The following is a 24685-nucleotide window of genomic DNA, read 5'->3' as shown; positions in this document are numbered from 1 at the left end:
TTCTGGTCTCTGAAAGCTGATGTCAACAGGCACAACAACTGTCGGAACGCAGATCCAGAATCCAGAAAGACCCATTTGAAAGCCGTGTCCGCAGAAGACGTTCAGGAGGTAATCGCTCTTACTCGTTCATATGAATCAATTGATACGAACACGAATCCAAAAACTTACAAAATTCTTACAGCAACGGGCCTTGCCACACTTTGTCGATGTGAAGTAGACATGCATTCTGATCAATTTTCCTTGTAACGCGTCAATTCGTTACAGACCTAATGATCATCTTAAAGTGTCAAGTTGACGAGCATCAGCATGGTTGCTCAATTCTCAACGGACAAACTGACCACGAGTCATTCCGGAACTTTGGTCAGCCTGCAGAACCAAGCTGAAACAGACTTTACGAACGAGAGATAGATGCACGATTTGCCGCTGATCACGACAATCGCCGCTGCATTCGCCAGTGCCTGGATTTTCGGACTTCTCACCCAATGGATGCGTCTGTCTCCCATTGTCGGATACCTGATTGCAGGGATCGTCATCGGCCCTTACACACCGGGTATCGTTGCCGATAAGGACATTGCGCACCAGTTGGCAGAAGTCGGCGTTATTCTGCTGATGTTCGGGGTCGGACTCCACTTTCACCTCAAAGATCTGGTTGCAGTGAAGGGGGTTGCAATCCCCGGAGCAATCGGACAGGTCGCAGTTGCCACTTTAGCGACAGTCTGGATCTTCACCGCGATGGGGATCGAACTCAAAGAGTCGATTGTCGTCGGACTCGCGCTCTCGGTGGCCAGTACCGTTGTGCTCATCCGAGTGCTCATGGATGCAAATGTGATGCATTCACCGGAAGGCCACGTCGCTGTCGGATGGTTGCTTGTCGAAGACCTTTTAACCGTCATCGTTCTGGTCATTCTCCCGACGATCGGGACTGCACCGGGTGCCGTGGAAACGGCAACGACAGTTCATCCTGCAATCCCGATCCTCTTGGCACTTGGCAAACTTGTCGTTCTGGTTGTCATTGTGCTGGTCTTCGGCATGCGGATTATTCCTTGGGCACTCGAACGTGTTGCCCGACTCCGCTCTCGTGAGTTGTTCACACTGACCGTTCTCGTCTTCTCGATCGCCGTATCGGCCGGGGCCTACTGGGCATTCGGTGCGTCGATGGCACTGGGAGCGTTTCTTGCCGGGATGATGGTCGCACAATCTCCTGTCAGCCATCAGGCAGCAGCAGACGCATTGCCACTCAAAGATGCCTTTTCGGTGATCTTCTTCGTTTCTGTTGGAATGGTTTTCAATCCAGCCTTCCTCATCGGAGAGCCGCTGCTGATCATCGCGGCACTGTTTATCATCCTTATCGTGAAGCCGCTCGCCGCATTGATCATTGTCGCGCTCACCGGATGGTCAGTGCGCACCGCTTTGACAGTTGCTCTCGCCCTTGCACAGGTCGGGGAATTCTCCTTCATCCTGTCTGACGTCGCTGAGAAGTTCGGATTGATCAGTGAGGCAGCACACAGCGCCCTGGTCGCTTCTGCCATCCTCACAATCACGATCAATCCGCTGCTGTTCCGATTACTCCCAACAATCGAACAGGGATTGCGACGACGCCCAATGCTCTGGAAAATTCTGAACTACCGCACTGACCAACGGATTCGACGTGCAAATCAGGTGGTTTCTGAACAAGTTGCCAATCCAGCCACACCTGAAGAACGTCTGGCGGTCGTCATTGGCTATGGGCCTGTCGGTCGTTCCGTAAACCAGTTGCTCCGGGAAGCCGGAATGCGGACTGTGATCATCGACATGAACATGGATTCCGTCACAGAAGCGAATAAACAAGGTCAGGATGCAATCTACGGCGACGGATCCCGTGAAGCTGTTCTCGAACAGGCCGGTGTTGAACGGGCCACTCATCTTGTCGTTACACTTCCACAATCGTCCGGCGTGGGAATGATCATCCATGCGGCCCGATCGCTGAATCCGCAAATTCGTGTTCTCGTTCGTGCCCGATATTTGCAGGAACGCAAAGAACTGGAACACGCTGGCGCTTCAGGAGCTGTCTTTGAAGAAGGGGAAGCAGCAGTTGCACTTGCTCGACTCGTGCTATCTGACTTCGGGGCAAGCAAAGATGTTGTGGAACGGACCGTTCGCGACCTGCGTCTGCGTCTTCTGCTGGAGAACGTCTCGAATCTGAGCCAGCAACAGGTCCATCACCTGATGGTTCCATGGCCGCGAGTCAAACGTCTGTCATCGAACGCAACTATCGAACAGATTCGTCATCAGATCTCCGAAGAACACTTCTCGCGATGGCCGGTTGTCAACGCTTCGTCCGGCCAGGTCGAAGGATACCTGCTCGCGAAAGATCTCGTCGGCGATACGTCATCAGGAACAGATTGGACCCGTCTGGTCCGCGATCTTCCACGCGTTGCACTGGACGTCAACGTTCACTCTCTGCTGACTCGATTGCAGAGTGGGGGAAACACGATTTGTCTGGTTGAAAGCCTGGGACGCCCCGTCGGTGTCATTACTCTGGAAGACATTCTGGAGCAGGTCATCGGACGCATTGAAGACGAATACCCACGCCATCAGGAAGTCTCGATCACCGATTCGATTCAGAATGGTGGAATCATTCTCGAAATGACTGCCTCAAATTCTGAGGATGCGATCCGAGAGTTGGCCGATCGAATTCCTGAATCAGCCTTGCCATCAAGCACATCGGTGGCGGACCTTGCCCTCGAACGAGAGCGGGAACTTTCCACAGACGTGGGCATGGGAATCGCAATTCCACATGCACGGTGCCCTGGCCTGAAAAAACCATTGATTGTGTTCGGGCGAAGCCATCACGGTATCGTGTTCAACGCGCACTCCCAGGACCCTGTTCGATTTCTCTTCCTACTGGTCACCCCGGAAGAAAACCCGGAAATGCAGGTCATTCTGCTCGGAAAAATCGCCGGCCTCGCAGGGAACGAAAACATCCGAAATCAGCTCGATGAAGCGAACTCGGACCTGGATGTTTACGACATCCTTGGAAGATAGGCAATTTCCAGTGTATTTCGCCCTCTCTTCAATCCGAGAGTGAGTACGCAGACCTGAAATTCGGCTTGATTCGGGGTTCCTGTGAGCGAAAGTCTCTTTGACTCACAGGAACTCAACTCTTCGAATTTCTCCTGCGAAGCCGTTCTGCGCTGCGAAAGCCGTAAATTCTTAAAGAGAAATGTCCTCGGCCAAGGCGGAGAATTGTACCGCTTTAAGACGCGATGCGTTATGATGGAAGTTTCCGCTCAGGGTCCGTCTCATGCATGCGTTGCGTGAAAGATCCGCAAGAATCTTCCCGGCTCTACAAAAACTGGGATAATAGAGACGGTTGAACGGAAACACCCGGTGATGGACTACGCCACGTTTACCCCGAATTTGCTCATATGAAGCCGGAACACATCCGTAACTTTTCGATTATCGCACACATTGACCACGGCAAGAGCACGCTGGCTGATCAGTTGCTGCTTAAAAGCGGGGCGATCGATGAGCGGAACTTTCAGTCCCAGCTCCTTGATGATCTGGACGTCGAACGGGAACGTGGCATCACGGTGAAAGCACGTGCGGTCGCGATTAATTACAACTATAAAGGCACCATTTACCAGCTCAACTTCATCGACACACCGGGACACGTCGACTTCCACTACGAAGTCTCCCGAAGTCTCGCCGCGTGCGAAGGGGCCTTGCTGGTTGTCGATGCCTTCCAGGGCGTGCAGGCTCAAACGGTCGCGAATGCTTACGCTGCAATTGATGCCAACCTCGAAATCATTCCGGTTATCAACAAGATTGATCTGCCGGTTACTCGCATCGATGAAGTCTGCGAAGAAATCGAAAATGTCATTGGACTTGACGCCTCGAATGCATTGAGGGTCAGTGCAAAATCCGGGATCGGAATCGAAGAGTGCATCGAAGCGATCATTCAACGCATCCCGGCGCCGAAGGGCGACCCAGCCGCTCCACTTCGTGCTCTCGTTTTTGATAGCAAATACGACGACTTCCGCGGTGTCGTGACCTACATCCGTGTGATTGACGGAACGATTCGCAAGCGTGATCGAATTCGCTTCATGCGAGGGGCAACAGTTCACGAAGTCATCGAGATCGGGCAGTTCCGTCCGTTCATGGAAGCTTGTGACGAACTGGGCCCAGGGCAGGCGGGTTACATCATCACCGGGGTCAAGGTTCTCGGAAATATTCACGTCGGGGACACCGTCACCCATCAGGCGAATCAGGCAGAAAAGCCACTCCCGGGTTACAAGCAGCCAAAGCAGATGGTCTTCTGCGGGATGTACCCGATCGATGCAACCGACTTCGAAAAGTTGCGATTCGAACTCGACAAGATGTCGCTGAATGACGCGAGTTTCTCCTTCGCGCCAGAGACAAGCGACGCCCTCGGATTCGGATTCCGCTGCGGCTTCCTTGGCATGCTGCACATGGAAATTATCCAGCAGCGTCTCGAAGACGAAGCCGATGTCGATCTCATTCAAACTGCCCCGAACGTGACCTATCAACTGGTAAAGCGGGGCGGAGAAGTCGTCACGATCGATAATCCAGCTGACGTCCCGGATGCAGGTTCCATCGAGGAGTTCCGCGAGCCAATCGCCAAAGTGACATTTATTCTCCCGACCACAAACATGGGACCGATCATGCAGCTCTGCTCTGATCGCCGTGGGGAATACAAAGGCACTGAGTTCCTGGGCCGTGATCGTGCACAGCTGATTTACGAAATGCCATTGGCAGAAATCATCTATGACATGCATGACAAGCTGAAGTCCATCACTCGTGGCTATGGGACCATGGATTACGAGGTCATTGGCTTCAAAGCTGCCGATCTTGTGAAGATGGACATCCTTGTGAAAGGAAATACCGTCGAAGCACTAGCGACAATTGTTCACCGTGCAGCAGCCGATCGTCGTGGCCGTGCGCTGGTGAAGAAGCTGAAGGAAGAGATTCCGCGTCACCAGTTCGAAGTTCCGATTCAGGCGGCACTCGGTGGTCGAGTGATTGCCCGCGAAACGATTTCTGCTCTTCGCAAAAACGTGACAGCAAAATGTTACGGGGGGGATATCTCCCGTAAACGCAAGCTGTTGCAGAAGCAGAAAGAGGGTAAGAAGCGAATGAAGCAATTCGGCGAGGTGGAGATCCCGCAGAAGGCATTCCTTTCTGTGCTTGAAGCCGGGAAAGACGAATAATCTGCTGGTATGAGACTGCGGCCTGCGAAACCACCTTTCGCAGGCCGTCTGATTTTTGTGCTGAAACGATGGCCTTCAGCCTTGGGATCGACATCCGGTGAATCAGTCAGCAAATGAAGAAATTGAAAGCGGGCAACGATTCACTTTTGGTAAGAATTGGTCGTCGTTTCTAAAGAACGTCGACGAATCCCGCATTTCGATTGCCATCAAGTCGCTTCAAAATTTGCTGGGCGTGCACAATCTTGCCGGGAAGCGATTTCTCGACATCGGCTCAGGAAGTGGCCTCTTCTCACTGGCCGCTGTTCGACTAGGAGCCGAAGTGGTCTCCATCGACTTCGATCCGGCATCCGTTGCGTGCGCCAATGAACTCAAGGCGAGGTTCGAAGAGGACGCTCCTCAATGGACAATTGTGGAGGGTTCGGCCCTCGACGACGGCTTCATGAACTCCTTCGGCGATTTCGACGTCGTCTACTCCTGGGGAGTCCTGCATCACACTGGTGACATGTGGAGGGCAATGGACATCGCCTCCCGCAATGTCAAGGTGTACGGAACTCTGGCAATTGCCCTGTATAACGATCAGGGTTGGCGTTCTCGAATATGGCGCCGCGTCAAGGAAATTTATTGCTCTGGACCAGTTGGCCGAGCGGTAATGAAGGCCATCTATTACCCGTGGTTCACGCTGCGAACGATACTGGTTTCTCTCGTCCGTACAGAAAATGAATTCAAGGCCTACCGCCGTAATCGAGGCATGTCGATTGTCCACGACTGGAACGATTGGCTGGGGGGACTGCCCTATGAAGTCGTTAAGTTCGACGACGTAGTCCATTTCTATGCGAGTCGCAATTTCGAACTGGTAAACAGCAAACAGACTCAACGTCTTGGCTGTCATGAGTTCGTCTTTCGGCGATCTCCATTTGAGACCAAGCCGCCTCGCATTCTTTCAGCCGATCGCGCCGCGATTGCTCAGAAGATGGCTCGCAGAAAAGCCGACAAGTAGAATCGTTTCAGCCACCCCGCCACCTTTGTCTGCAATTGTTTATAAAGCATCTGGTCCAAGCTTCGCTTGCCAAAGCTTTTCCGAACGTGGCAATCGCAGGCAGAAAAACTCTCCAAATAAAAAAGGCCGAACCTCACTCATTCTCGCCGTCTGTCAGTGGGAAGTGATTTTCCACAAATGACTGACCACAAAAACAAATGAGGTTCGACCGTTATCTTCCCAAGGCGGCCCCACCAGGTTCGGCTCCCAAACCATCAAACGGGAGGAACGGCTTCAGTTCTTGTCGAACCTGATGAAATCAACCCGGGTTTTGGATCAGAAGCGAAGATAGATCCCGCCGCGACCATATCCACCATACCCACCGTATCCGCCACCATAGTAGCCGCGCCCGCCGTAATAGCCCCGGCCACCATAGTATCCACGGTTGTAATACCGAGGGGCGTAATACCCACCTCGTCCATAATAACCCTGGTTATAGTAACCGCCGTAGTATCGTGGAGCATAGTAGCCACCATAATACCCTCCGTATGGAGCATACCCTCGGGTCACATACACCCGACCGTAAGCGGATGCGTCATTGGCTGCGACCGTCAGAGTCAACATCGCCGCAGCAGCTGCAATTAATAAACCCTTCATTTCCCCTCTCCCGTACTGATAGATCATATCTGGAGCCCGACGCATTGAACTCCCTCGTCAATGCGCTTTTGCCGATATCTCTCCAAACAACCAGTGCTCTTCAAGCATCGTGAGATCTGGTGGCTCTCAGAAAAATTTGCAACATGTTCAGCATCTTTTCAGGAAAAGTCTTTAAATGATTCCCTACTGAGTGGGAGTGAATTCCATCTCCCTTGATCTTCGATTGAAAAAAATAGAAAAGCAATCCGAATGCCAATCATGTCATCCAGAGTCATTCCCAAAAGAAAAAATCTGAATCTGACAGACGAGATGATCGGGCCAAGATTTCCGTAACGTCTTACAGGATTCAGGCCCACTCGCAGTTGAGTATGAAGATTTTAGGCAGGGAGATGTCAGACTATCTCTGACTGAAAATGATAGGCGCTGTCGTGTCGGGGCGACTTGAATTCCACCGCGCTGAACAATCAACTGCCGATCACTGCACACAAGTTCCGGTTCACTCTCAACCTTCAACCAGTTCGTTCATGACCGTTCTAAAGGATAGGATTTCAGTCGACGAAATCGTGTCCATCTATCCGGCGACACGCTCCTCGCTTCAAGATACTCAGCAGCACTCTCAGCAATAGTGACCAGCCAGATTAGGGTTCCCAGAACTTCATCTACGGATTTACGACGACCCGCACTCGACCGCTCGCAAGCCACGTTGAACGGTTTTCAGTCAAGAACAGTCCGATTGGCGAAATGCGTTTGTCCTGCAAGGCCGAATTCAAACCGAACTCATCCGGGAATATCCATCTGATCCAAAACGACATCAGGATGGTGACAATAGTGACCAACCAAATCGGTCCTCAGCGTCTCTTCACTAAGATACATGCAGTAAAATGCATCAGGTGCTTGAAGAATCCACTGGCGATTTCGTCTGACATTTTGCTGGTTTTCTGTAATTCTCACCCGAATTTCCCTCAAGTCAGCGCTCCAATTCCGCGAATTGGCACGGATCGGCCCGCATCATGCTATGTCTTATAAATGTAAATTAGGACAATTGAGACCCGTCGACAGGGCTGCATATTGATCTGAATTCTTCTCACCGCGAAAACTCGCCCGAGCAGATTTGAAGACGATGCGGAAACGGCTCAAAAGAGAGTGCGACGATACCCTGCCGACAGTCAATTCACATTCCTGGACAAGGAAATCAGAATCATGTTAACGCGCCGAGCAACATGGGCTCTGCTGTTGGTTGCTGGGCTGTGGCAAGGAGGGAATGTCCACGCTCAGCCGGGACAATCAACTCGCCCAAACCCAGGGAGCCGATCTTCTCAAGGTCAGAGCCGCCCAACACCATCAATCCAGCGGCCCTCCCAGTCGTCAGGCAGACCGTCGCAATCAATTCAGCGACCAACACCATCAGCGGGACGGCCGTCGCAAGCAACTCAACGGCCTTCACCACCGACAGGGCGGCCACCACAAACCATTCAGCGGCCGACTCAAGGAATTCCGCGACCTACGCAATCGACGCCGGGGCGGCCACCACAATCGGTCCAACGCCCATCCGAAGGCAGACCACCAATGGGACGCCCATCCGAAGGCAGACCACCAATGGGACGTCCGCCCGAAGGTAGACCGCCGATGGGGCGCCCACCTCAAGGACGACCATCCGAAGGCAGACCACCAATGGGGCGCCCGCCTGAAGGACGACCTTCCGAAGGCAGACCACCAATGGGGCGTCCACCTGAAGGACGACCTTCCGAAGGCAGACCGCCAATGGGGCGTCCACCTGAAGGACGACCTTCCGAAGGCAGACCACCAATGGGGCGTCCACCTGAAGGACGACCTTCCGAAGGCAGACCACCAATGGGGCGTCCACCTGAAGGACGACCTTCCGAAGGCAGACCACCAATGGGGCGCCCGCCTGAAGGACGACCTTCCGAAGGCAGACCACCAATGGGGCGCCCACCTGAAGGACGACCTTCAGAAGGCAGACCACCAATGGGACGGCCTGGTGATGGACGACCTGGTGATGGACGACCTGGAGACGGAAGACCTGGTGTCGGACGGCCTGGTGACGGACGGCCTGGTGACGGAAGACCTGGTGACGGAAGACCTGGTGACGGAAGACCTGGTGACGGAAGACCTGGAGACGGAAGACCTGGAGACGGAAGACCTGGAGACGGAAGACCTGGAGACGGAAGACCTGGTCGTCCGCCGCTGGGGCGACCACCAGGAATGCGACCACCCTATGATCGCCCGAACGCGTGGCGTCCGCCCCCATATGGCCGCCCCGGTTATGCTCACTCTTACTTCAGACGCGGTCCAGGCAATCCATACTCGCACATCATGCGAGACCGCTATGGGTTCATTATTGGACGATATGCCTATAACATCATTACTCCCGGTGCGTTCTTCGTCGTTCCACACTACGGCATGAGCTATCCAGGTTCGTATTATGTTGTCGACAACAACAACTACTACTATCCACAGACAGTCAGCACCGACACGACGTACTTCGAATCAGCACAACCTGTCCAGTTGATTTTCGGCGGATTTGGCTATGTTGACGACTTGTCAGGGCGTCTGTCGTTTTACCTGAATGAACTTTGCGTCGATCTGCATCACAACTATTCACACAACCCGAACTTCAATGAAACGTATCGGGGAGCATATGAGTTGCTGCAAACTGCAAAGTACATTCACGATAATCTTAACCAGTTGCCGCGAGACGAAATTGTGGCTCAAGTTGAAGGCATGGAGGGTTACCTCTACTACCTGTATGACGAACTGAGCACATGGAGTCGTGTCGAACGACAGACAGTCGGGACTTTAGGACTTCAATCTCGTCTCGATTTGATTGAAGCAACCTTGAATCACCTGATGTATGATGTTGGTATCAAGCCAACAACTTTCGGTGCGACTTCATCGGTTCCATAATGAGATGTCATGTCGATCTGATCGTGTCAAAGCGAGAGAATTGACCGACCACTTCTGAATGACAATAAAAACGAGAACTGCCAGAAGTCGCAAATGACTGCTGGCAGTTCTTCTTTATTTCCAAATCCCCTCCAGTCACGCAGGGACGATTTCCCATCTGCCCCTGAATGTCCATTCAAACTCAAAGGGAATGACATGACAGACGAAGTTGCGAACACATTAAAAGAAAAACGCTGTGTGCCTTGTGAGGGAGGAGTTCCAAAACTCTCTCGAAGTGAATCGACATCACTGCTGAAATCTGTCGAGGGATGGGTTCTTTCAGATGACAGCAATCTGATTTCGCGAGAGTGGACCGTCAAAAACTTCGCCGCAGCGATGGCGTTTCTGAATGACGTGGCCGTTATCGCGGAAGAAGAAAACCATCACCCGGATTTCCATCTGACAGGCTATCGGAATATTCGAATCGAACTCACAACCCACGCGATTCAGGGACTCTCTGAAAACGACTTCATTGTCGCCGCGAAAATCAATGAGGTTCCCGTGAAATTGAAGTCCTGATCAAAGCGGAGAGCAGGGTGGAATCCGGGAAGGAATTAGAGAGAGATTTACCGCATCACGCCTGTCTCTCCCAACTTGAAACGACCTTGCGCTCACATTGTCAGAACTTGCGACGGCAGAAGCAGATTCAACACAAAAGTTGTTGCTCTTGAATCGAGGAAATGTTTAATTCGGGAAACAACGCTCGTGATCTTTTCGCCGAGTGTTCCGCAATGTTGCATTTTCGCAACATCACTTAAGACGGATTTCCGGTTCGAATTCCGGCACAGGGATGGTGGCGACGTAGGATCGAAGATCATCACGATTAAAGATTCAAGAGGTTACCCGTATGGACCGCTCCCTGTTTGGTGTGATTGTGACCGTGTCGGCAATGTCCAGCCTGTCGCCTGTCATGGCACAGGGGACGTATCTCCCATTCAATTCGAATGGAACACTTGTTGTTCCCGAGCAGACTCAAACACAGCCGAAACCTGAGTTGCAGCCGCAGCCTGCTGCGACTCCTCAAAACAACAATTCGTCAACGATCCCGACTACGCCATCGACGACAGATACTTACAAGGCGCCGGGCACGCAGTCAAATTCCCCATACTATGGATCGCCCCAATCTCCAGCTCCAACAGTGGTCACACCAGGAGTTGAACTCGGAGCGCCCGTTCCTGCTTACGCCATTCCGCAGCCTTACACTGTCAACCGCTGGTGGAATCGTCCATTGTGGAACTACCAGGCCAATTATCAGACCAACTACGGTGCAGCAGGAATGCCATACGGTGGCAGTCCATGCAACAGCTGTAATCCCTATCCGCAACCTTGCGGGAACATGAACTTCGAGTTCGGCCGCGGATACGATGGCTTCATGACCGGCTGGTAACTCAGGAATCGGCCAAGGCTGCGTGACGACGTTCCGTACGCCAATGTTCGTAAGCACAAACGAAACGAGCGACGCCCATCAGAGCGTCGCTCGTTTTTTGATATGTGGTGAAATTGTTGCCAATAATGTGAACTGCTCCCCAAAGTCCGCATCAGCCTAAGCTGGTTGCAGATCCCCAAGAGCCTCTTTCAAACGATGTCGTGCAGTGTGCAGTCGACGCTTGATCGTTCCAACAGGGCTGCTGAACCGATCGCTCATCTCCTTCAATGACTGACCTTCAAAATAGAAGGCTGTCAGCGTGTCCCGGTCAAGTGCTCGCAGTTGCTTTAATCCCACCCGAACCTGCTGAGCCTGTTCAACATGAATGGCTCGATCGAACGGAGTCGGTTGTTGAGCAACACTGGTCAACGTTTCAGGTGACTGGAAGGATTCCCGAGGACGACGAACCGCACGGTTGATGGCCATGCGGACTGCAATCCGCTTCAACCATCCGGCGAACCGCTCTGGTTCACGCAACTGAGGCAACTTTCTCATCGCACGCAAGAAGATATCCTGAGTGACTTCGAGTGCTTCCGACCGATTTCGTAATCGCCGAAATGCAATGGCGAAAACAACCGCTTCGTACTCTGTCACCAGTCGTCCAAATGCATCCCGATCGCCAGACTGAGCCTTCCGCACCAGTCCTAATTGTTCGCAATCTTCAATCATGACTCACTCCCCTTCATGTGGCAGAATGTGTTTTGATCACTCAGGAAAAGATGGATCTACACTCGCTTGGCTCAACCCGCGTCTCTTTCAAGTTGTTTAATAGCGGGGTCAATGAGTTCCGGAGCGTGCTCAAAATCAGCAGACATCCGGATTGCAGAACCATCACAGATCAGAACCACAGGGCCAAAGGACCTTGCCTCAACGCAAAGTCACTCGTCAATGCCCTTGGGCTTACGTTGCAGTGACACGATTCACGGTACGAGATCAGGTGCATTCAACAGACGGTCACACAGACCTGACAAATGAATGAAACACTGGTCAAACGCCGTCATGCTGGAAGGTCTGGAACTGGCGAGATGAAACGAATTCAACCAACACCAAAACAGAACACTCTGCACTCAGGCGAGATGCACGTGGATCGATCTCCGAATTTCGGACTGACGCCCGGAATCTGACTTCACGTCAGATGGAGATTGCCCGTCGAATGACGAGGCTTGCCCATGCAGCTGCCGGTGGCTCAAACGAGTTAGCCGGCCACGAAGCAAAATTGCTCATGGCTGGCCACGACGCATCACGCGCCGCCGCGGCTGATCCCTGACAACGAGATGCAATGGAATCACCCGAGTCCGTGACGACCGTTGATAGCGGTACGTCTTTCGATACGGGGACCATGCTTTTCGAATGACGTTTCCATGTGCGCATCTCATGCGAGCGAACATCGTGGGCTGCGACGACGGCGACGACGGCTGAGCGGATGCTCGCCTGAGTGCCATTGACGTTGCTGCCGTTGATGTTGTGCTGACGCATCGGTGCACCTTCCTGCGAAACTCGCAGTCCTTGGAAACACAAAACAGAACTGGTCGGTTCCAACACATTGGAACCAGGTCATGAAATTCCAGTCGGAGACTCAGATCAAATTCGTCACATATAGGAGAATCTGTACCCTAAGCATCTCTGACATTGTCCTCTACGTTATTCGACTCTCAATCGGTCAAAAAGGTTCTACGAAGATCGCGATTTTTTTCGAAGTTTTCGAAATTGTCCAAGATCTGTCCAGTTTCGGGAGCAAATTTCTCCGCCCGAAAAGTCTCCGAAATCCGATTCCACACCGAAATCAGGAGATTTTGCTCTATTTCGCAGCATTTCTATTCTTACCTGACAGGAACAATCGTCAAATTCAGCGCAACCGTACAGCCTTTCCTGAACCTGCGTGTTTAACACTGAACAAGTTGCAGCGGCAGAACCTGCCGGTTCGATAATGTTTCTGAACAAGTTCACAGGGACGCGACGGCCGTTCCGAGGGAATGGAATGAATCCAGCCCCCCTCAGAAATCACGAACAACTGAACACCATTCAGAAATTCCATGCAAAAAGTTATCCGCCGCCGAGCGTCAAATGTCCAAAACCCGCTCGAGACTTATCTGCGCGAAATTAATGAGACAGCATTGCTGACTGCGGAAGATGAACGTGAGTTATCGAACCGCATCTCAGAAGGGGACCTTGCTGCTCGAGATCGAATGGTTCGGGCGAACCTTCGCCTCGTCGTGAACATTGCCCGGGGATACTCAGGCAAAGGGCTTCCGCTTCAAGATTTGATTGAAGAAGGAAACCTGGGTTTGCTGCGAGCCGTGGAAGGGTTCGATCCCGACATGAACACCCGGTTCAGTACTTATGCAAGCTATTGGATCAAACAATCAATTAAACGAGCCTTGATCAATTCGGCAAAAACCATTCGCGTTCCAGCGTATATGGTCGAATTGCTTTCAAAATGGCGTCGTGCAAACTCCAAGCTTGCAGATGAGTTAGGGCGAACCCCAACTGCCGACGAGGTTGCCCGCGAACTGGAACTCCCTTCGAAGAAGCTGAAAATCGTTAAAAAAGCGATCCAGCTTTACAATATGACCCCACAGACAGATGACAGCGAAAGCAGCATTTCTCTTGGGGAACTGATTCCAGACGAACGAATTCTGGGGCCAGAAGACGACCTCATCAATACAGACAATCTCGTCCATGTTGAACGCATGCTGAAAGACATGGATGAGCGGGAAGCGACCATCCTGAAAATGCGATTCGGGCTGGATGACGGGGAACCGCTGACACTGAAAGAAATTGGCGAAGCCCTCGGACTGACACGGGAGCGTGTTCGTCAAATCGAGACAGAAGCTCTCAAAAAGCTGAACAAAGGACTTCTCGGCGAGTAATTGAAGTTGCCTTATAAGTCTGTTTGAAAATTTCCACCTACAGTTCAGCCCTGGCCAATGTGGTCAGGGCTGAACTGTTTGAATACATTTGTTGGACACCTTTGGAATGCCGTTTTTCGGTACGTCATGGATTCGTAGTCATTCGACTCAGGAATTGTCGGCTTCGATGCTGACATTTTTTCTGGTCAGGCCTCAGTCCATCAGAGCTTTTGTATTCTCCGCGACACGAGTAGATAATGGCCATCATTTTTGGTTTGGGGACTGACATCGTAGAAATCGTTCGCATCGGCGAAATGATTGAACGTCATGGTGAGCTGTTCCTGCAACGAGTCTATACTGAAAACGAGATCAGATACTGCCAGCGCCATAAAGAATCATTGCAGCACTATGCAGGACGCTGGGCAGCCAAAGAAGCCGTGATGAAGACCCTGGGAACCGGCTTCACAAAAGGGATCGGCTGGAAAGACATTCAAGTCACCAGCACGCAATCAGGTCGGCCTGTAATCGAACTCTCCGGTGGAGCAGGGGCGTACGCCAAAAACCTGGGAATCGACGAAGTCCTGATCACGATCTCTCATTGCCGCGCGTATGCGACAGCAACTGCGATCGCGATGCAACATTCTCCCACCCGCGAGATCTGACGACACCGCACGTTGGCATTCGTCGCCAGAAACAAATGGAAACACGGGATTCGTTCTTTCTCTAATCGAGAAGACTGAATCCCGCGTGCCGAAATCTCGACAGCTTTTCTGAAATGCTCTAACGGCGAGCGGATGCAAGCTCTGCAAGCTTTCGCGCCTGTGCAGCCGATGTGTCCGCAGTCATTTGAATTCTCACCTGCCAGCGTCCTGAGCTATCCGCCACGAATTTCCATTGTGGCATGACAACGCAGCTCTGGTGTACGAGTTCAAATCCCGCTTCACTCTGGCTGACTGTCTGAATCGGGAATGTCCAGAATTCAGCGGGCTGAGTGCACTCAAGAGAGACGTCGACTCCTAACCACTCGTCGACCAGACCAATCCGCACACTCGGCGGAAGTGACTGCACCGTTTCCAGGCGTCCGAGTTGCGCTCCATGACCGTTGTAGTAGTAGCGGTCATTCGCCCCGGCAGGCATGGCGGCGAAATTAAATTCCACTCCAAACTGCACTGGGACGCCGGGCGGCAACTGACTCAATTCATAGGTCACTTCGAGCTGACTTCCGTTGCCGGAATCGAGCGCGACGGTCTTTTCAACACGCACCCAATGCTCACCCATGCGCCCTTCACGCGACATCACAGCTTCGACTCGCGTCTCGGAGCGGCGCATTTTGGTCTCATAGACTCCGAGCACGAAGTCTCCAATCCCTCCGTTGCCTCCCTGGAATTCAGAGAGCTCAGTCCCCGGTCTCAGGAAGTGGTCCACGAGGGATTTGCGAGGCCAACGGTCATAGGCAATCTTCTCGTCGAGATCCGCCTGTTTGAACCGGACGCCTTCATGCTTATTGAAGGCGACATCATCAACGTCGTCAGTCTTGCCGGCCGCATCGAGCACGATCTGGTGATATGGCTCTGGACGGCGGTTTAACGTCGCGAGCAGGTTGACGCAATTCGTGCGTAAATCCAGTTCATAGAGATGCCCCCCTCTGGCAGGAGCCAGATAGGCAATCATCCGGTCACCGGACAATCGGACTTCTTTTCGAGCATCGAGATTATAATCACTGGCTTCGATCTCGACCCAACGTGCGCCACGGCCATGCAACTGTTCGAGTAGATTGTCAGCAGCAATCAAGTGCCGATAAATCGCATTTCGCAAATGCGGGAGATACAACCCTCCAAAGGCTCCATGCCAGTATGGACAGTTGCACTGCCCACGGTAGAGATCCATCTTTGCACGATGCAACAGATCTGGTCTCTGACGGCCGGCTTCAGAGTTGGACAAGCCTTGAAGACGCTCGCTCACTTCGCGCGAACGGCAATACATCTCGTTACTCTCGGGGTATTTCACAAGGAAATTCCGCCAGAACCCGGCACGGAAGAACGGTTTGATTTCCTGCCATTCAGGCTCGTCCGCCAGTTCGCTGGAAATCCTCTTGTAATTCACCTGCTGATCGGTCGGCAGTGCCCATTCAGTCATCTCGCGATAGCTTGCATTCGGCAGATAAACCTTTCCCTGTGGAGGGACTTCATCCACCGCCTGCGCCATCGTAACGACCTTCAACCATGAAGCGTTTTCCCGAAACGCCGTGAAGATATCGCGCAACCAGCCTTTATCGTAAACGTGTTCCTTCGTTCCGGGCCAAGACCCAAACTTTTCGCCATCATCCCCAAACGAAACGATCGTCCCGGGAAAGCGATCGGCCATCTGCTGAAGATACTCAATCGTTTCTTCCGGTTTGGCCCAGGGAATCGCATATCGCAGAGTTTCGTCGTCCGGGAAGACCTTGAGCAGGCGGCCTTCGTTCTCTGTCAGATAGTAACCGTGGAGGCGATCTTCACTCAGCCCAGCCCAACGGAAATGGGAATCGTCGAGGATCGTATATTCAATGCCTGCTTCAACGATGTCACTGGCAAAGTTTGGTTCCCAGACGCGTTCTGGAACCCACATTCCACGGATCGTCGTATCGAAGAGTGCGGAGAGATGTTGCGTGTAAGTCCGAATCTGACCAATGCGATCACGACCAGGAATGCTCGCCAGAATTGGTTCAAAAAATGGTCCGCCGAGGAGCTCCATTCTTCCCTGAGCAAGGTACCCGCGAATCCGGTCTACAAACTCAGGACGATGGACTTCCAGCCATTCAAGCAGACTGCCTGAAAGATGAAGTGTGATCGGGAACTCTGGAAAGTCATCCAGAACATCAAAGAAGGGTTTGTAAGCGTCACGGTACGCCTGCTGAAACACCCCGTCGAAATTTCCGACCGGCTGATGATTGTGAATCGCGAAAATCAGGCGAAGCCGAGGCCCCATATTCCAGTCCCGTCAAAGGCCATCAATATCCGAACTGCTTAATAACAGTTTTCCTTCCGACATTGAACGTCTGTTCTCACCGAGAATGTAAAAGTTGCAAGCATTCCGGGTTCCGATTTCCGTGAGAGTTCTCCCTTTTATGTCGCGAGAAACCATTTAGTCAAAATGGTCAAGAACGGTAGTTTCTCGTCCAATTGCCAACGACAAAGCGTCAAACCTGTCCTGAACGATCCAAATCCCCAGAGATGTGCCCCTTCCAAGAATCTCAATCGGACCAACAACTGAAAGCAGACTTCCGGGCAAGACAGTCACGTCTGGGACAAAGACCAATTTCGGTTGTGACTCAAACTGACCGATGATCCATCCTCCAGTGATCTGGTCAAATTTTTAGTCGCGTCTAAAACCACTGTGAGGAAACATCGTCAGAAGAGCTGTCTTATTCTGATACAGAGAGACACATGTCGCATTGTACAAATCCGACATGCATCAGAAGCCATTGACGCGAGTTTCAATCAATTTCCACCAACGTGAGACTCTCGCATTTTCAGAGAATCCTTGCGGAACTTTTTGAATTGCTCCGTGTTCAATTCTGTATGACCACGACAGGATCGTCACATTACTCAAAGACGGGTTGAAAAATCATGGTCTGGTTCAGCTTATCACTGCTGGCAATCACACTGGTCTCATTCGATATTGTTGCTGGTTTGCAATCTCCCTGGAGTTTGCCCTGTCTTGTCTTCCTCACCTTGGCAGTGACAAATCTCTGGAGAATTTCCAGACGATTTCAGCATGAATGCCATGTACAGGTTCTCAGCCGGTATGTTGATCGCCAGAACATGCTGGACAATTCGATCAACTCCAGAATCTGAAGCATGCTTCCCTTAAGCTGACACCCGCCAGACGCAGATGCGCGATAGCAACCAGTGAAAGCTCTTTCAACAACCGAGTCCTATTCAACGACACTGATCGACATTATTGCGGATTGAAGGAGCAGAAGGTGATCTCATTTGGAAAGTCTGCGGAAGGCTGCAATCAGACTCACAAGCTGCCCCTTGAAGACAACCATGCATCCTACTCTCTTGCCTATCGCTCACCCTCTCTCCTTGCTGGCGATGCAAGTGCTGGAGCGACAGAATTAAAGTTTCGATGTACTCCGGAACAAGCTCTCGGACTGGAAGAGTACTTCCGCCCTGTCGTAACTCTCGACCCACATGCGAACCACTGTGAAAACGGGAAATACCACGTTTCCACTCTGTATACAGACACACCTGACTTCTCGGTTTTTCATCGTGAACAGGAATTCAAGTACTTCAAGTTCCGTGTCCGCCGGTATGGCGACGCATCGGACGTCTTCCTTGAGAAGAAGTGCAAACGCTCAGGGCGTGTCAGTAAGTATCGAATCAAATCAACGCTGACGCAGATGGCCGAAATGACATCGGTTGAAACAGAGGCACCCTCTTCGAACTGGTTCAAAGAAGAAGTTCAAAGCGGAAAATTCAGTCCGGTCTGTGAACTGAATTATCACCGGCGTCCGTTCTTCGCGGTACTGGAAGAGCAGCCAATTCGGCTCACGTTCGACTTTGACCTTCGAGCACGAGCCAATTCGAACTGGGTGTTTGATGATCAGAATCGAGTGTGGATGCCACTGTTTGCAGAGCAGGTGATCTGCGAAATGAAATTTACAGGGTCGTTACCGGTCTTGATGAAATCTGCAATCGAAACGTTCCAGCTTCTACCAGGCAACTGTTCGAAGTACCGCAACGCAATTGCCGCACTGGGACTTGCACAACCAAAGGATGCCCCAAATGCCTGAATGGTTGACTTCATCAAGCCTCGACGAAAACGCCTTATCACTCACGACGATCACTGTTCGCCTTGTTTATGCCTTGATTCTTGGGATCTGTGTCACTGGCATCTTCAAGCTATCACATGGTCGAAAGCAAACAAGTTCCGTAGCTCTCGCAACCACACTTGTGTTGATGTCGGTCCTGATCTGTATGGTCTCGATGACCATCGGTAACAGTGTTGCCAGAGCATTCAGTCTGGTCGGCGCATTATCCATTGTTCGATTCAGAACAGTTGTTGATGACACCCGGGATACTGCGTTTGTGATCCTGGCAGTCATCGTTGGAATGGCCGCAGGAACAGGCCTGCTCATGCTTCCGTTGATTGGGTTGCCCATTGTCGGGCTTGCAGCCATCGCGATGACCTACCTGCCAGAAAACAAATCACTGGCAAAGCCGAAGAATCTGAATCTTCTTCCATGCAAATTGACAATCCGCCTCGGACTGGGACGTGACCCTGCTCAGACTCTCGACCATGCGTTCAGCAAGCACTTTCGAGAGATTCATCTGCTGGGAGTCACAACCGCCAGGCAAGGTGCCGCACTGGATCTAATGTACGCTGGCGAGTTCCGGTCAGACACAAATGCAACCACGTTTGTCGCTGAGTTGAATCACATTGAAGGGGTCATGAGTATCGACCTCCAGATGAACAACTAATGCAATCTCAGAATTTCAACGTGTCTTTTACACCGTGTAAATCTGTGCTTCATCGATCACATTCCCGCAGTCGTCCACACGCGAACAGGCAACCAGCTTAGATTCGCAACGATTCGATGTTTGAAGACTGCCGGCAAGTTGTCACTCGCACTCGGTCCACGTTTCCGACTCACTCAAGAGGCCATCCGATGTACCTCCGAATTCCCGCGATGTTTCTTTTTCTGGTCGGAAGCGTCACAGCCTTGATGTATGTTCAAGCTCAGGATGAACCCCCGCAAAACCGCTTTCGACCTGAAGAAGGCTTTCGTGGTCAACGTGGCGGACCACCGGGAATGATGAATCGGGCGGACCGAAAACTGCTGGACAAGTTTGATCAAGATGGCGACGGAATGTTGAATTCCGAAGAACGTGCCACCGCACGTGAAGCCATCAAAAATGATCCCTCACTCCAAAGCCGAGGTTTCGGTCCCGGACGAGGTGGCCCTGGCGGCGGCGGACCGGGTCGAGGTCCCGATGGCGGACCAGAACGTGGACCGGGTCGCCAAGAGATGGGGCCAGGTGGCGGACCTCCGGGAGGGTTCCCAGGCGGGCCTCCACCTGGAGGATTTCCGGGCGGGCCAGGCGGCGGACGTCAACGAGAGCCAGGCAAACCCGGTGAGAAAGTTGATCCAAAGGATGTCCCGGCAGCCACGGGAGATCTTTATGATCCAACGGTGTTCAGAACAATCTTTCTGACATTTGAATCACCGGACTGGGAAGAAGAACTCGCCTCCTTCTACAAATCCGATGTCGAAGTACCAGCGACTCTGATGGTCGATGGACACGTCTACCCCAACGTCGGCGTTCACTTCCGAGGGCAATCGTCCTACTTCACGGTCCCAGCTGGATCAAAGCGATCTCTGAACATCTCCGTCGATGAGTGGAACAAAGACCAACGGATTCAAGATTACAAGACGTTGAATCTGCTGAATTCAAACGACGATCCATCGATGATGCATGCGGTGCTTTACCTCGACGTCGCTCGACAACACATCGCTGCTCCCAAAGCAAATCTGGTTCGATTGGTCGTCAATGGTGAAAGCTGGGGCGTCTACACCAACGTTCAGCAGTTCGACAAGGTCTTCGCGAAACAGAACTTCAAAGAAGACACAGGCGCCCGCTGGAAAGTGCAGGGGAGCCCAGGCGGACGTGGAGGGTTGGAATATCTTGGCCCAGAAGCTGATCCGTACAAACAGATCTATACCATCAAGTCAAAAGACAAAGCGGCTGACTGGAATGCTCTGATTCACCTCTGCAAAGTCTTGAATGAGACACCAGCAGATCAGTTGGAATCCGCGCTTGAACCGATCCTCGACGTCGATGGAGCACTTTGGTTTCTGGCGCTGGAAAATGCGCTGATCAACGCTGACGGCTATTGGGTTCGTGCAAGCGACTACACAATCTACCGCGATTCAAAAGGCAAGTTTCATATCATCCCTCATGATACCAACGAGTCATTTCAGGTCGCTGGCGGCCCCGGTATGGGCGGACCGCCGGGAATGGGTGGGCGCGGCGGACGTGGAGGGATGCGCGGTGGACCTCCAGGTGGAGAATTCGGACCGGGTGGCGGCTTCGGTCCAGGTGGGCCTCCGGGACCACCTCCTGGAGCCGATCGCAGAGACGGGCCTCCTCAGTTCGAAGCAAATCCTCGGGACGGCGGACCTCGGGATGGCGGACCTCGGGGTCAATTCCCGGGGGGTCCTGGCGGCCCAGGTGGCATGGCCGGGGGACGTAACGGCATCGAACTCGACCCTCTCGTCGGCCTGACTGACACGACAAAGCCGCTTCGCAGCAAACTGCTGGCAGTGCCTGAGTTGAAAGAGCGCTATCTCAAGTATGTTCGAGAACTGGCCCAAAACGATCTGGACTGGAAGAAACTCGGTCCCAAAGTCGACGGGTACGCAAAGCTGCTTAGTGACGCCGTTGAGAAGGACACCAGAAAGCTGTCATCAACATCTGCATTCCACGCAGCGGTTGCCTCGACATCGTCATCGGCTGGCGGAGAACAGGGTGGGCGCCCACAACTGAGCCTTAAAAGCTTTGCCGATCAGAGAAGAACATTCCTCCTGAAGGCAACTGAGCCAAAAATGAAATAGGTTGCTCCACTCAGTCAGTTCATTTCAATTTGTATCAAAAAACTGAAGCCACCTGCTGTACTGCAGCTGGCTTTCTTATTGAATCGAAATGGACTTCAAACATCCCCGCCCACATCAGCGAGCGAGCCGATTAGCGCCCTGCGATCTCTGTTGTCACGGACCGAACCAACTCACCAGTGATGGCGTCGACTTCTTCGACCTCAGCAGCCATCGATGCAAGTTCTGCAAGGTGCCGCAACTGACGCAATCGGCCGGCGGCAAATTCATGTGCCGCGACAACACCGTCTGTTGTGTACATTGCCGCAGGTGCCTGTTGAGACGAAACTTTATTGAGAACCCGAGCGGATTCCATCGGCAGAAGCGGCAACAGTTCGACACGCAACCAGCTGCGGTCACTGACAAATGTGTTCAGGCGTTCTCCATTGATTTCTCTGGACGCCAACAACCAGGAACAGCGTTCGCCAAACATGTCCATCAACCGACTCAACGGGCTGAAGACAGATTCCTTTGCCCGATCCAGATGATCAATGACGAACGCGATTGGTCGGCGAATATGTTTCGCAGCTTCGGTATAGTCCTGCAAACGTGCCCAGACTTCGTATTCGGCAGCCTGAAACGAAACTCCCAGCCCCAGCCGAGCGGCGAACTGATGGGCGATTTCTGGCCCCCCCACGCCGTTCAAATTCAGATAAGCCACTGCGACACCGTCTCGTCGCAATTGCTTGACCAGCTGTTGCAGCAGCCATGTTTTTCCGGTTCCGCTCGTTCCGGTCAGAATTCCGTTGCGGCCATTCTGCCCAAGATATCGTAGCCGTTCCAGAGCCTCAGTCCGCGATTGTGAATCGGCGTAAGATGAAGACATTTCAGAGGAGATGGCGCCCATGGTATCCATACTCATCACGCCTTTTCACAGTTAGACATCGAGAGCAAAATTCGAATTAGTGTGCCGCTTTAAGGTCAGCGGAGACCGAGTTTCATCAGATGAAACAGTGACGTTCAGCCATCTGCCAGAGCAGACTACCCGGACAAACGCAACGTTGTGAGCGGCCCCCGACATCTCTCAACTCCGGCGAGCGCGCACGATCCCACTGCCATTATCGTCTTGATCACCTGACGACCTGAACCCGATTTCCACTCCGGCAGTTTCTGCCATCCCCACTGACGGGCGAGTCAGGAAACAAAATGAGCCACCCGATCATGATGGATGGCTCATTCAGTTCAATATCAGTTCATTTTCATACGAAGCACGCGACGGTGTTCGATTACATCCCGAGAGCTTCTCGCAGGACAGGCTCCATCGCATTTGCCTGACGCCAGAAACCGAGGTCGTTCGGGTGAGAGCTATCGATCGTATCTTCTCGATCTTCACCCAGCAGCTTCTCGCCTTCGATGTACCAGAGTTTCTTCACGCCTTCAGCCTGCAATGTCTTGTAGGCTTCCCGAAAAGCCTTGCGGCTTGCTGCCTGTCGAGCTTGAGTTGCCGGCAGGAACTCCGCGTTGGCATAGGTACGATCTTCAACCAGCACGATTGGTGTTTCTGGTCGAGCAGCACGAATCTGACGCACGAGTGGAGCAGACCGTTGAGCGACAATGTCACCTGTCATGTTAGGAAGACAGTCGATCACATAGAGACATGGATCAAGTTCGATGAGGAAATCGCCGACTTCCTTCTCCATGCGGCCATTCCCGGAGAATCCGAGATTGATCACCGGCTTATCCAGTCGTCGCCCCAAAATCGCTGGATGTGGCATCCCCGGTCGTGATGCGCTCGCCCCGTGCGTAATCGAGGTTCCATAGAACACAATCGGCTTCTCGGTTCGTGGAGCGACTTTTGTGAACGAGGAACCAGCAGGAACCCCGATTTTGAGCGATTCGGTTCCGTTATACAGAGGCAGATATAAGCGGTAATCGCGCTCGCCCGGAGCCAGTTCGCTAATCAGAGCCGCTTTGGTTTCTTTTGCTTTTGGCCGACTTACCGCCAGCCACTTCCACTCTCCCTTTGGATTCGTCGCGTACAGGTCGACACCGCTCACACCGATCGGGGCCATATTGTCCTGTGTATGCGGGGGCCCTTTGGTCACAACATGGTCGACCCAAATTGTCGGAGCGTCTGACCGGAAGTTGACCAGCAACCCCGCAGAGTGCCGACTGAGGTTCCAAACAGGGGCAGGGACTTTTCCTTCGGCTCGAGCAGGCAGACGATCGAAGAAACTCTTCGTGTCAGTCCAGCCTTTGCCTTCCAGTCCCCAATCCCGCACATCGAACCACTGCAATTCTGGCGGATTATTCTGTGCAAAACCCGTAGACACGATCGAGGCAGCAATGCCCGCCGCTGAGACACCAAGAAACCCTCGACGCGAAATCTGAGGATACGTCATCGGTAAGCACTCCATGCAGTTGAAGTAAGACAAGATTGAGCGTTCGACGCCTATGAGCTGCAGCCGGAACAGTTCTATCCCGACTGCCGCATCTTACTTCAAGTCGAAGGTGCAGATAAAGCCAGCCCGATACGTATTCCAGCGGCTCACATAACGCTGAACAATGCGAGCCGCATCAGGACAGAAACTCAGAGGCAATGCCTGTGATTACTTCGAAGCCAGTTCAAAGTCAGCAACGTTCGGGCCTGCTTTCACCTGAAAAGAGAGCTCAGACTTGCTGTGATACTTTTCTGGCAGAATCTCACTCTTCGTCTTATCGTCAGGCAGCTTCGTCGTAATTCGCACCGAATGCGATCCGACGACTGCTCCATTCTGATTCTCCGAATATCGAAGTATGTACTTCCCCGAAGAGTCGGTGAAGCCAGCTGACCCGCGTCCCACTTCCGGAAGAAACAGAATCTCTGCTCCTGGCAGCGGCTTTCCATCAAAATTCACAGTGCCTGCCACTTCACCAAGCTTCGGACCATCCGACGCACTACCACACCCCAAAAGAACCACAGGAATGATCGCAGTCAGCAAAACCAGCATCCGAGTGAACAACGCTCTCTCCTCCTCAGTTCGA

The 24685-nt window shown here is 52.5% G+C and carries 18 protein-coding genes; 12 read left to right on the top strand and 6 right to left on the bottom strand.

Features of this window, described 5'->3' with window-relative positions:
- Window positions 1-408: 408 nt before the first annotated feature.
- From SH527x_RS02005 to SH527x_RS01995, 3 genes are all read left to right on the top strand, one after another.
- Window positions 409-3024 carry a cation:proton antiporter domain-containing protein gene (locus SH527x_RS02005; RefSeq protein ID WP_437192986.1) on the top strand — a complete coding sequence of 872 codons (2616 nt, stop codon included), beginning with the start codon at window positions 409-411 and terminating at the stop codon, window positions 3022-3024.
- Window positions 3025-3407: 383 nt separating this feature from the next.
- Window positions 3408-5210 (top strand): translation elongation factor 4, encoded by a 1803-nt coding sequence (gene lepA / locus SH527x_RS02000; protein WP_437192985.1) that lies wholly within the window; start codon window positions 3408-3410, stop codon window positions 5208-5210.
- Between the two features lie 97 nt (window positions 5211-5307).
- Window positions 5308-6207, top strand: a complete 900-nt coding sequence (locus tag SH527x_RS01995) for a class I SAM-dependent methyltransferase (RefSeq protein WP_437192984.1) — start codon at window positions 5308-5310, stop codon at window positions 6205-6207.
- 315 nt (window positions 6208-6522) lie between these two features.
- On the opposite strand, the gene SH527x_RS01990 is transcribed toward SH527x_RS01995, so the two are convergent.
- A complete protein-coding gene (locus tag SH527x_RS01990) occupies window positions 6523-6888 on the bottom strand; it encodes a hypothetical protein (protein WP_437192983.1) in 366 nt (121 codons plus the stop codon).
- Window positions 6889-8104: 1216 nt separating this feature from the next.
- Here SH527x_RS01990 and SH527x_RS01985 point away from each other — a divergent pair.
- The 4 genes from SH527x_RS01985 (at window position 8105) to SH527x_RS01970 (ending at window position 11194) form a co-directional block, all read left to right on the top strand.
- On the top strand, window positions 8105-9268 hold the full coding sequence (locus SH527x_RS01985; protein ID WP_437192982.1) for a hypothetical protein: 1164 nt from the start codon (window positions 8105-8107) through the stop codon (window positions 9266-9268).
- On the top strand, window positions 9178-9768 hold the full coding sequence (locus tag SH527x_RS01980) for a hypothetical protein (protein ID WP_437192981.1): 591 nt from the start codon (window positions 9178-9180) through the stop codon (window positions 9766-9768). The genes SH527x_RS01985 and SH527x_RS01980 overlap by 91 nt, the downstream gene beginning before the upstream one ends.
- Before the next feature lie 195 nt (window positions 9769-9963).
- On the top strand, window positions 9964-10326 hold the full coding sequence (locus SH527x_RS01975) for a 4a-hydroxytetrahydrobiopterin dehydratase (protein WP_437192980.1): 363 nt from the start codon (window positions 9964-9966) through the stop codon (window positions 10324-10326).
- 328 nt (window positions 10327-10654) lie between these two features.
- Window positions 10655-11194, top strand: a complete 540-nt coding sequence (locus SH527x_RS01970; RefSeq protein ID WP_437192979.1) for a hypothetical protein — start codon at window positions 10655-10657, stop codon at window positions 11192-11194.
- Between the two features lie 156 nt (window positions 11195-11350).
- Here the strand turns inward: SH527x_RS01970 and SH527x_RS01965 are convergent, their stop codons facing one another.
- Window positions 11351-11902 (bottom strand): RNA polymerase sigma factor, encoded by a 552-nt coding sequence (locus SH527x_RS01965; protein ID WP_437192978.1) that lies wholly within the window; start codon window positions 11900-11902, stop codon window positions 11351-11353.
- A gap of 1364 nt (window positions 11903-13266) precedes the next feature.
- Here SH527x_RS01965 and SH527x_RS01960 point away from each other — a divergent pair.
- Entirely contained in the window at window positions 13267-14103 is an 837-nt protein-coding gene (locus SH527x_RS01960; protein WP_437192977.1) for a sigma-70 family RNA polymerase sigma factor, read from the top strand.
- Between the two features lie 236 nt (window positions 14104-14339).
- Complete coding sequence (gene acpS, locus SH527x_RS01955) at window positions 14340-14744, top strand: holo-ACP synthase (RefSeq protein ID WP_437192976.1); 405 nt, start codon at window positions 14340-14342, stop codon at window positions 14742-14744.
- A gap of 118 nt (window positions 14745-14862) precedes the next feature.
- Here acpS and SH527x_RS01950 read toward each other — a convergent pair whose 3' ends face one another.
- Window positions 14863-17049, bottom strand: coding sequence for an alpha-amylase/4-alpha-glucanotransferase domain-containing protein (locus SH527x_RS01950; protein WP_437192975.1), 2187 nt, complete (start codon window positions 17047-17049; stop codon window positions 14863-14865).
- Between the two features lie 997 nt (window positions 17050-18046).
- On the opposite strand from SH527x_RS01950, the gene SH527x_RS01945 reads away from it, so the two are divergent.
- From SH527x_RS01945 to SH527x_RS01935, 3 genes are all read left to right on the top strand, one after another.
- On the top strand, window positions 18047-18862 hold the full coding sequence (locus SH527x_RS01945) for a polyphosphate polymerase domain-containing protein (RefSeq protein ID WP_437192974.1): 816 nt from the start codon (window positions 18047-18049) through the stop codon (window positions 18860-18862).
- Window positions 18855-19550, top strand: coding sequence for a DUF4956 domain-containing protein (locus tag SH527x_RS01940; RefSeq protein WP_437192973.1), 696 nt, complete (start codon window positions 18855-18857; stop codon window positions 19548-19550). The genes SH527x_RS01945 and SH527x_RS01940 overlap by 8 nt, the downstream gene beginning before the upstream one ends.
- 209 nt (window positions 19551-19759) lie before the next feature.
- Window positions 19760-21685, top strand: coding sequence for a CotH kinase family protein (locus SH527x_RS01935; protein WP_437192972.1), 1926 nt, complete (start codon window positions 19760-19762; stop codon window positions 21683-21685).
- Window positions 21686-21815: 130 nt separating this feature from the next.
- Here the strand turns inward: SH527x_RS01935 and SH527x_RS01930 are convergent, their stop codons facing one another.
- The 3 genes from SH527x_RS01930 to SH527x_RS01920 form a co-directional block, all read right to left on the bottom strand.
- Entirely contained in the window at window positions 21816-22583 is a 768-nt protein-coding gene (locus SH527x_RS01930) for a helicase HerA-like domain-containing protein (RefSeq protein WP_437192971.1), read from the bottom strand.
- Window positions 22584-22947: 364 nt separating this feature from the next.
- On the bottom strand, window positions 22948-24063 hold the full coding sequence (locus tag SH527x_RS01925; protein WP_437192970.1) for an SGNH/GDSL hydrolase family protein: 1116 nt from the start codon (window positions 24061-24063) through the stop codon (window positions 22948-22950).
- Between the two features lie 207 nt (window positions 24064-24270).
- Window positions 24271-24663: a hypothetical protein gene (locus tag SH527x_RS01920; RefSeq protein ID WP_437192969.1), complete on the bottom strand. Its 393-nt coding sequence runs from the start codon at window positions 24661-24663 to the stop codon at window positions 24271-24273.
- Between the last annotated feature and the right edge of the window lie 22 nt (window positions 24664-24685).

Source organism: Planctomicrobium limosum (assembly GCF_051465645.1).
Classification (GTDB): Bacteria; Planctomycetota; Planctomycetia; order Planctomycetales; family Planctomycetaceae; genus Planctomicrobium.
Note: the sequence above shows the minus strand (reverse complement) of the source record. Positions and strands in the feature narration are given on the sequence as shown.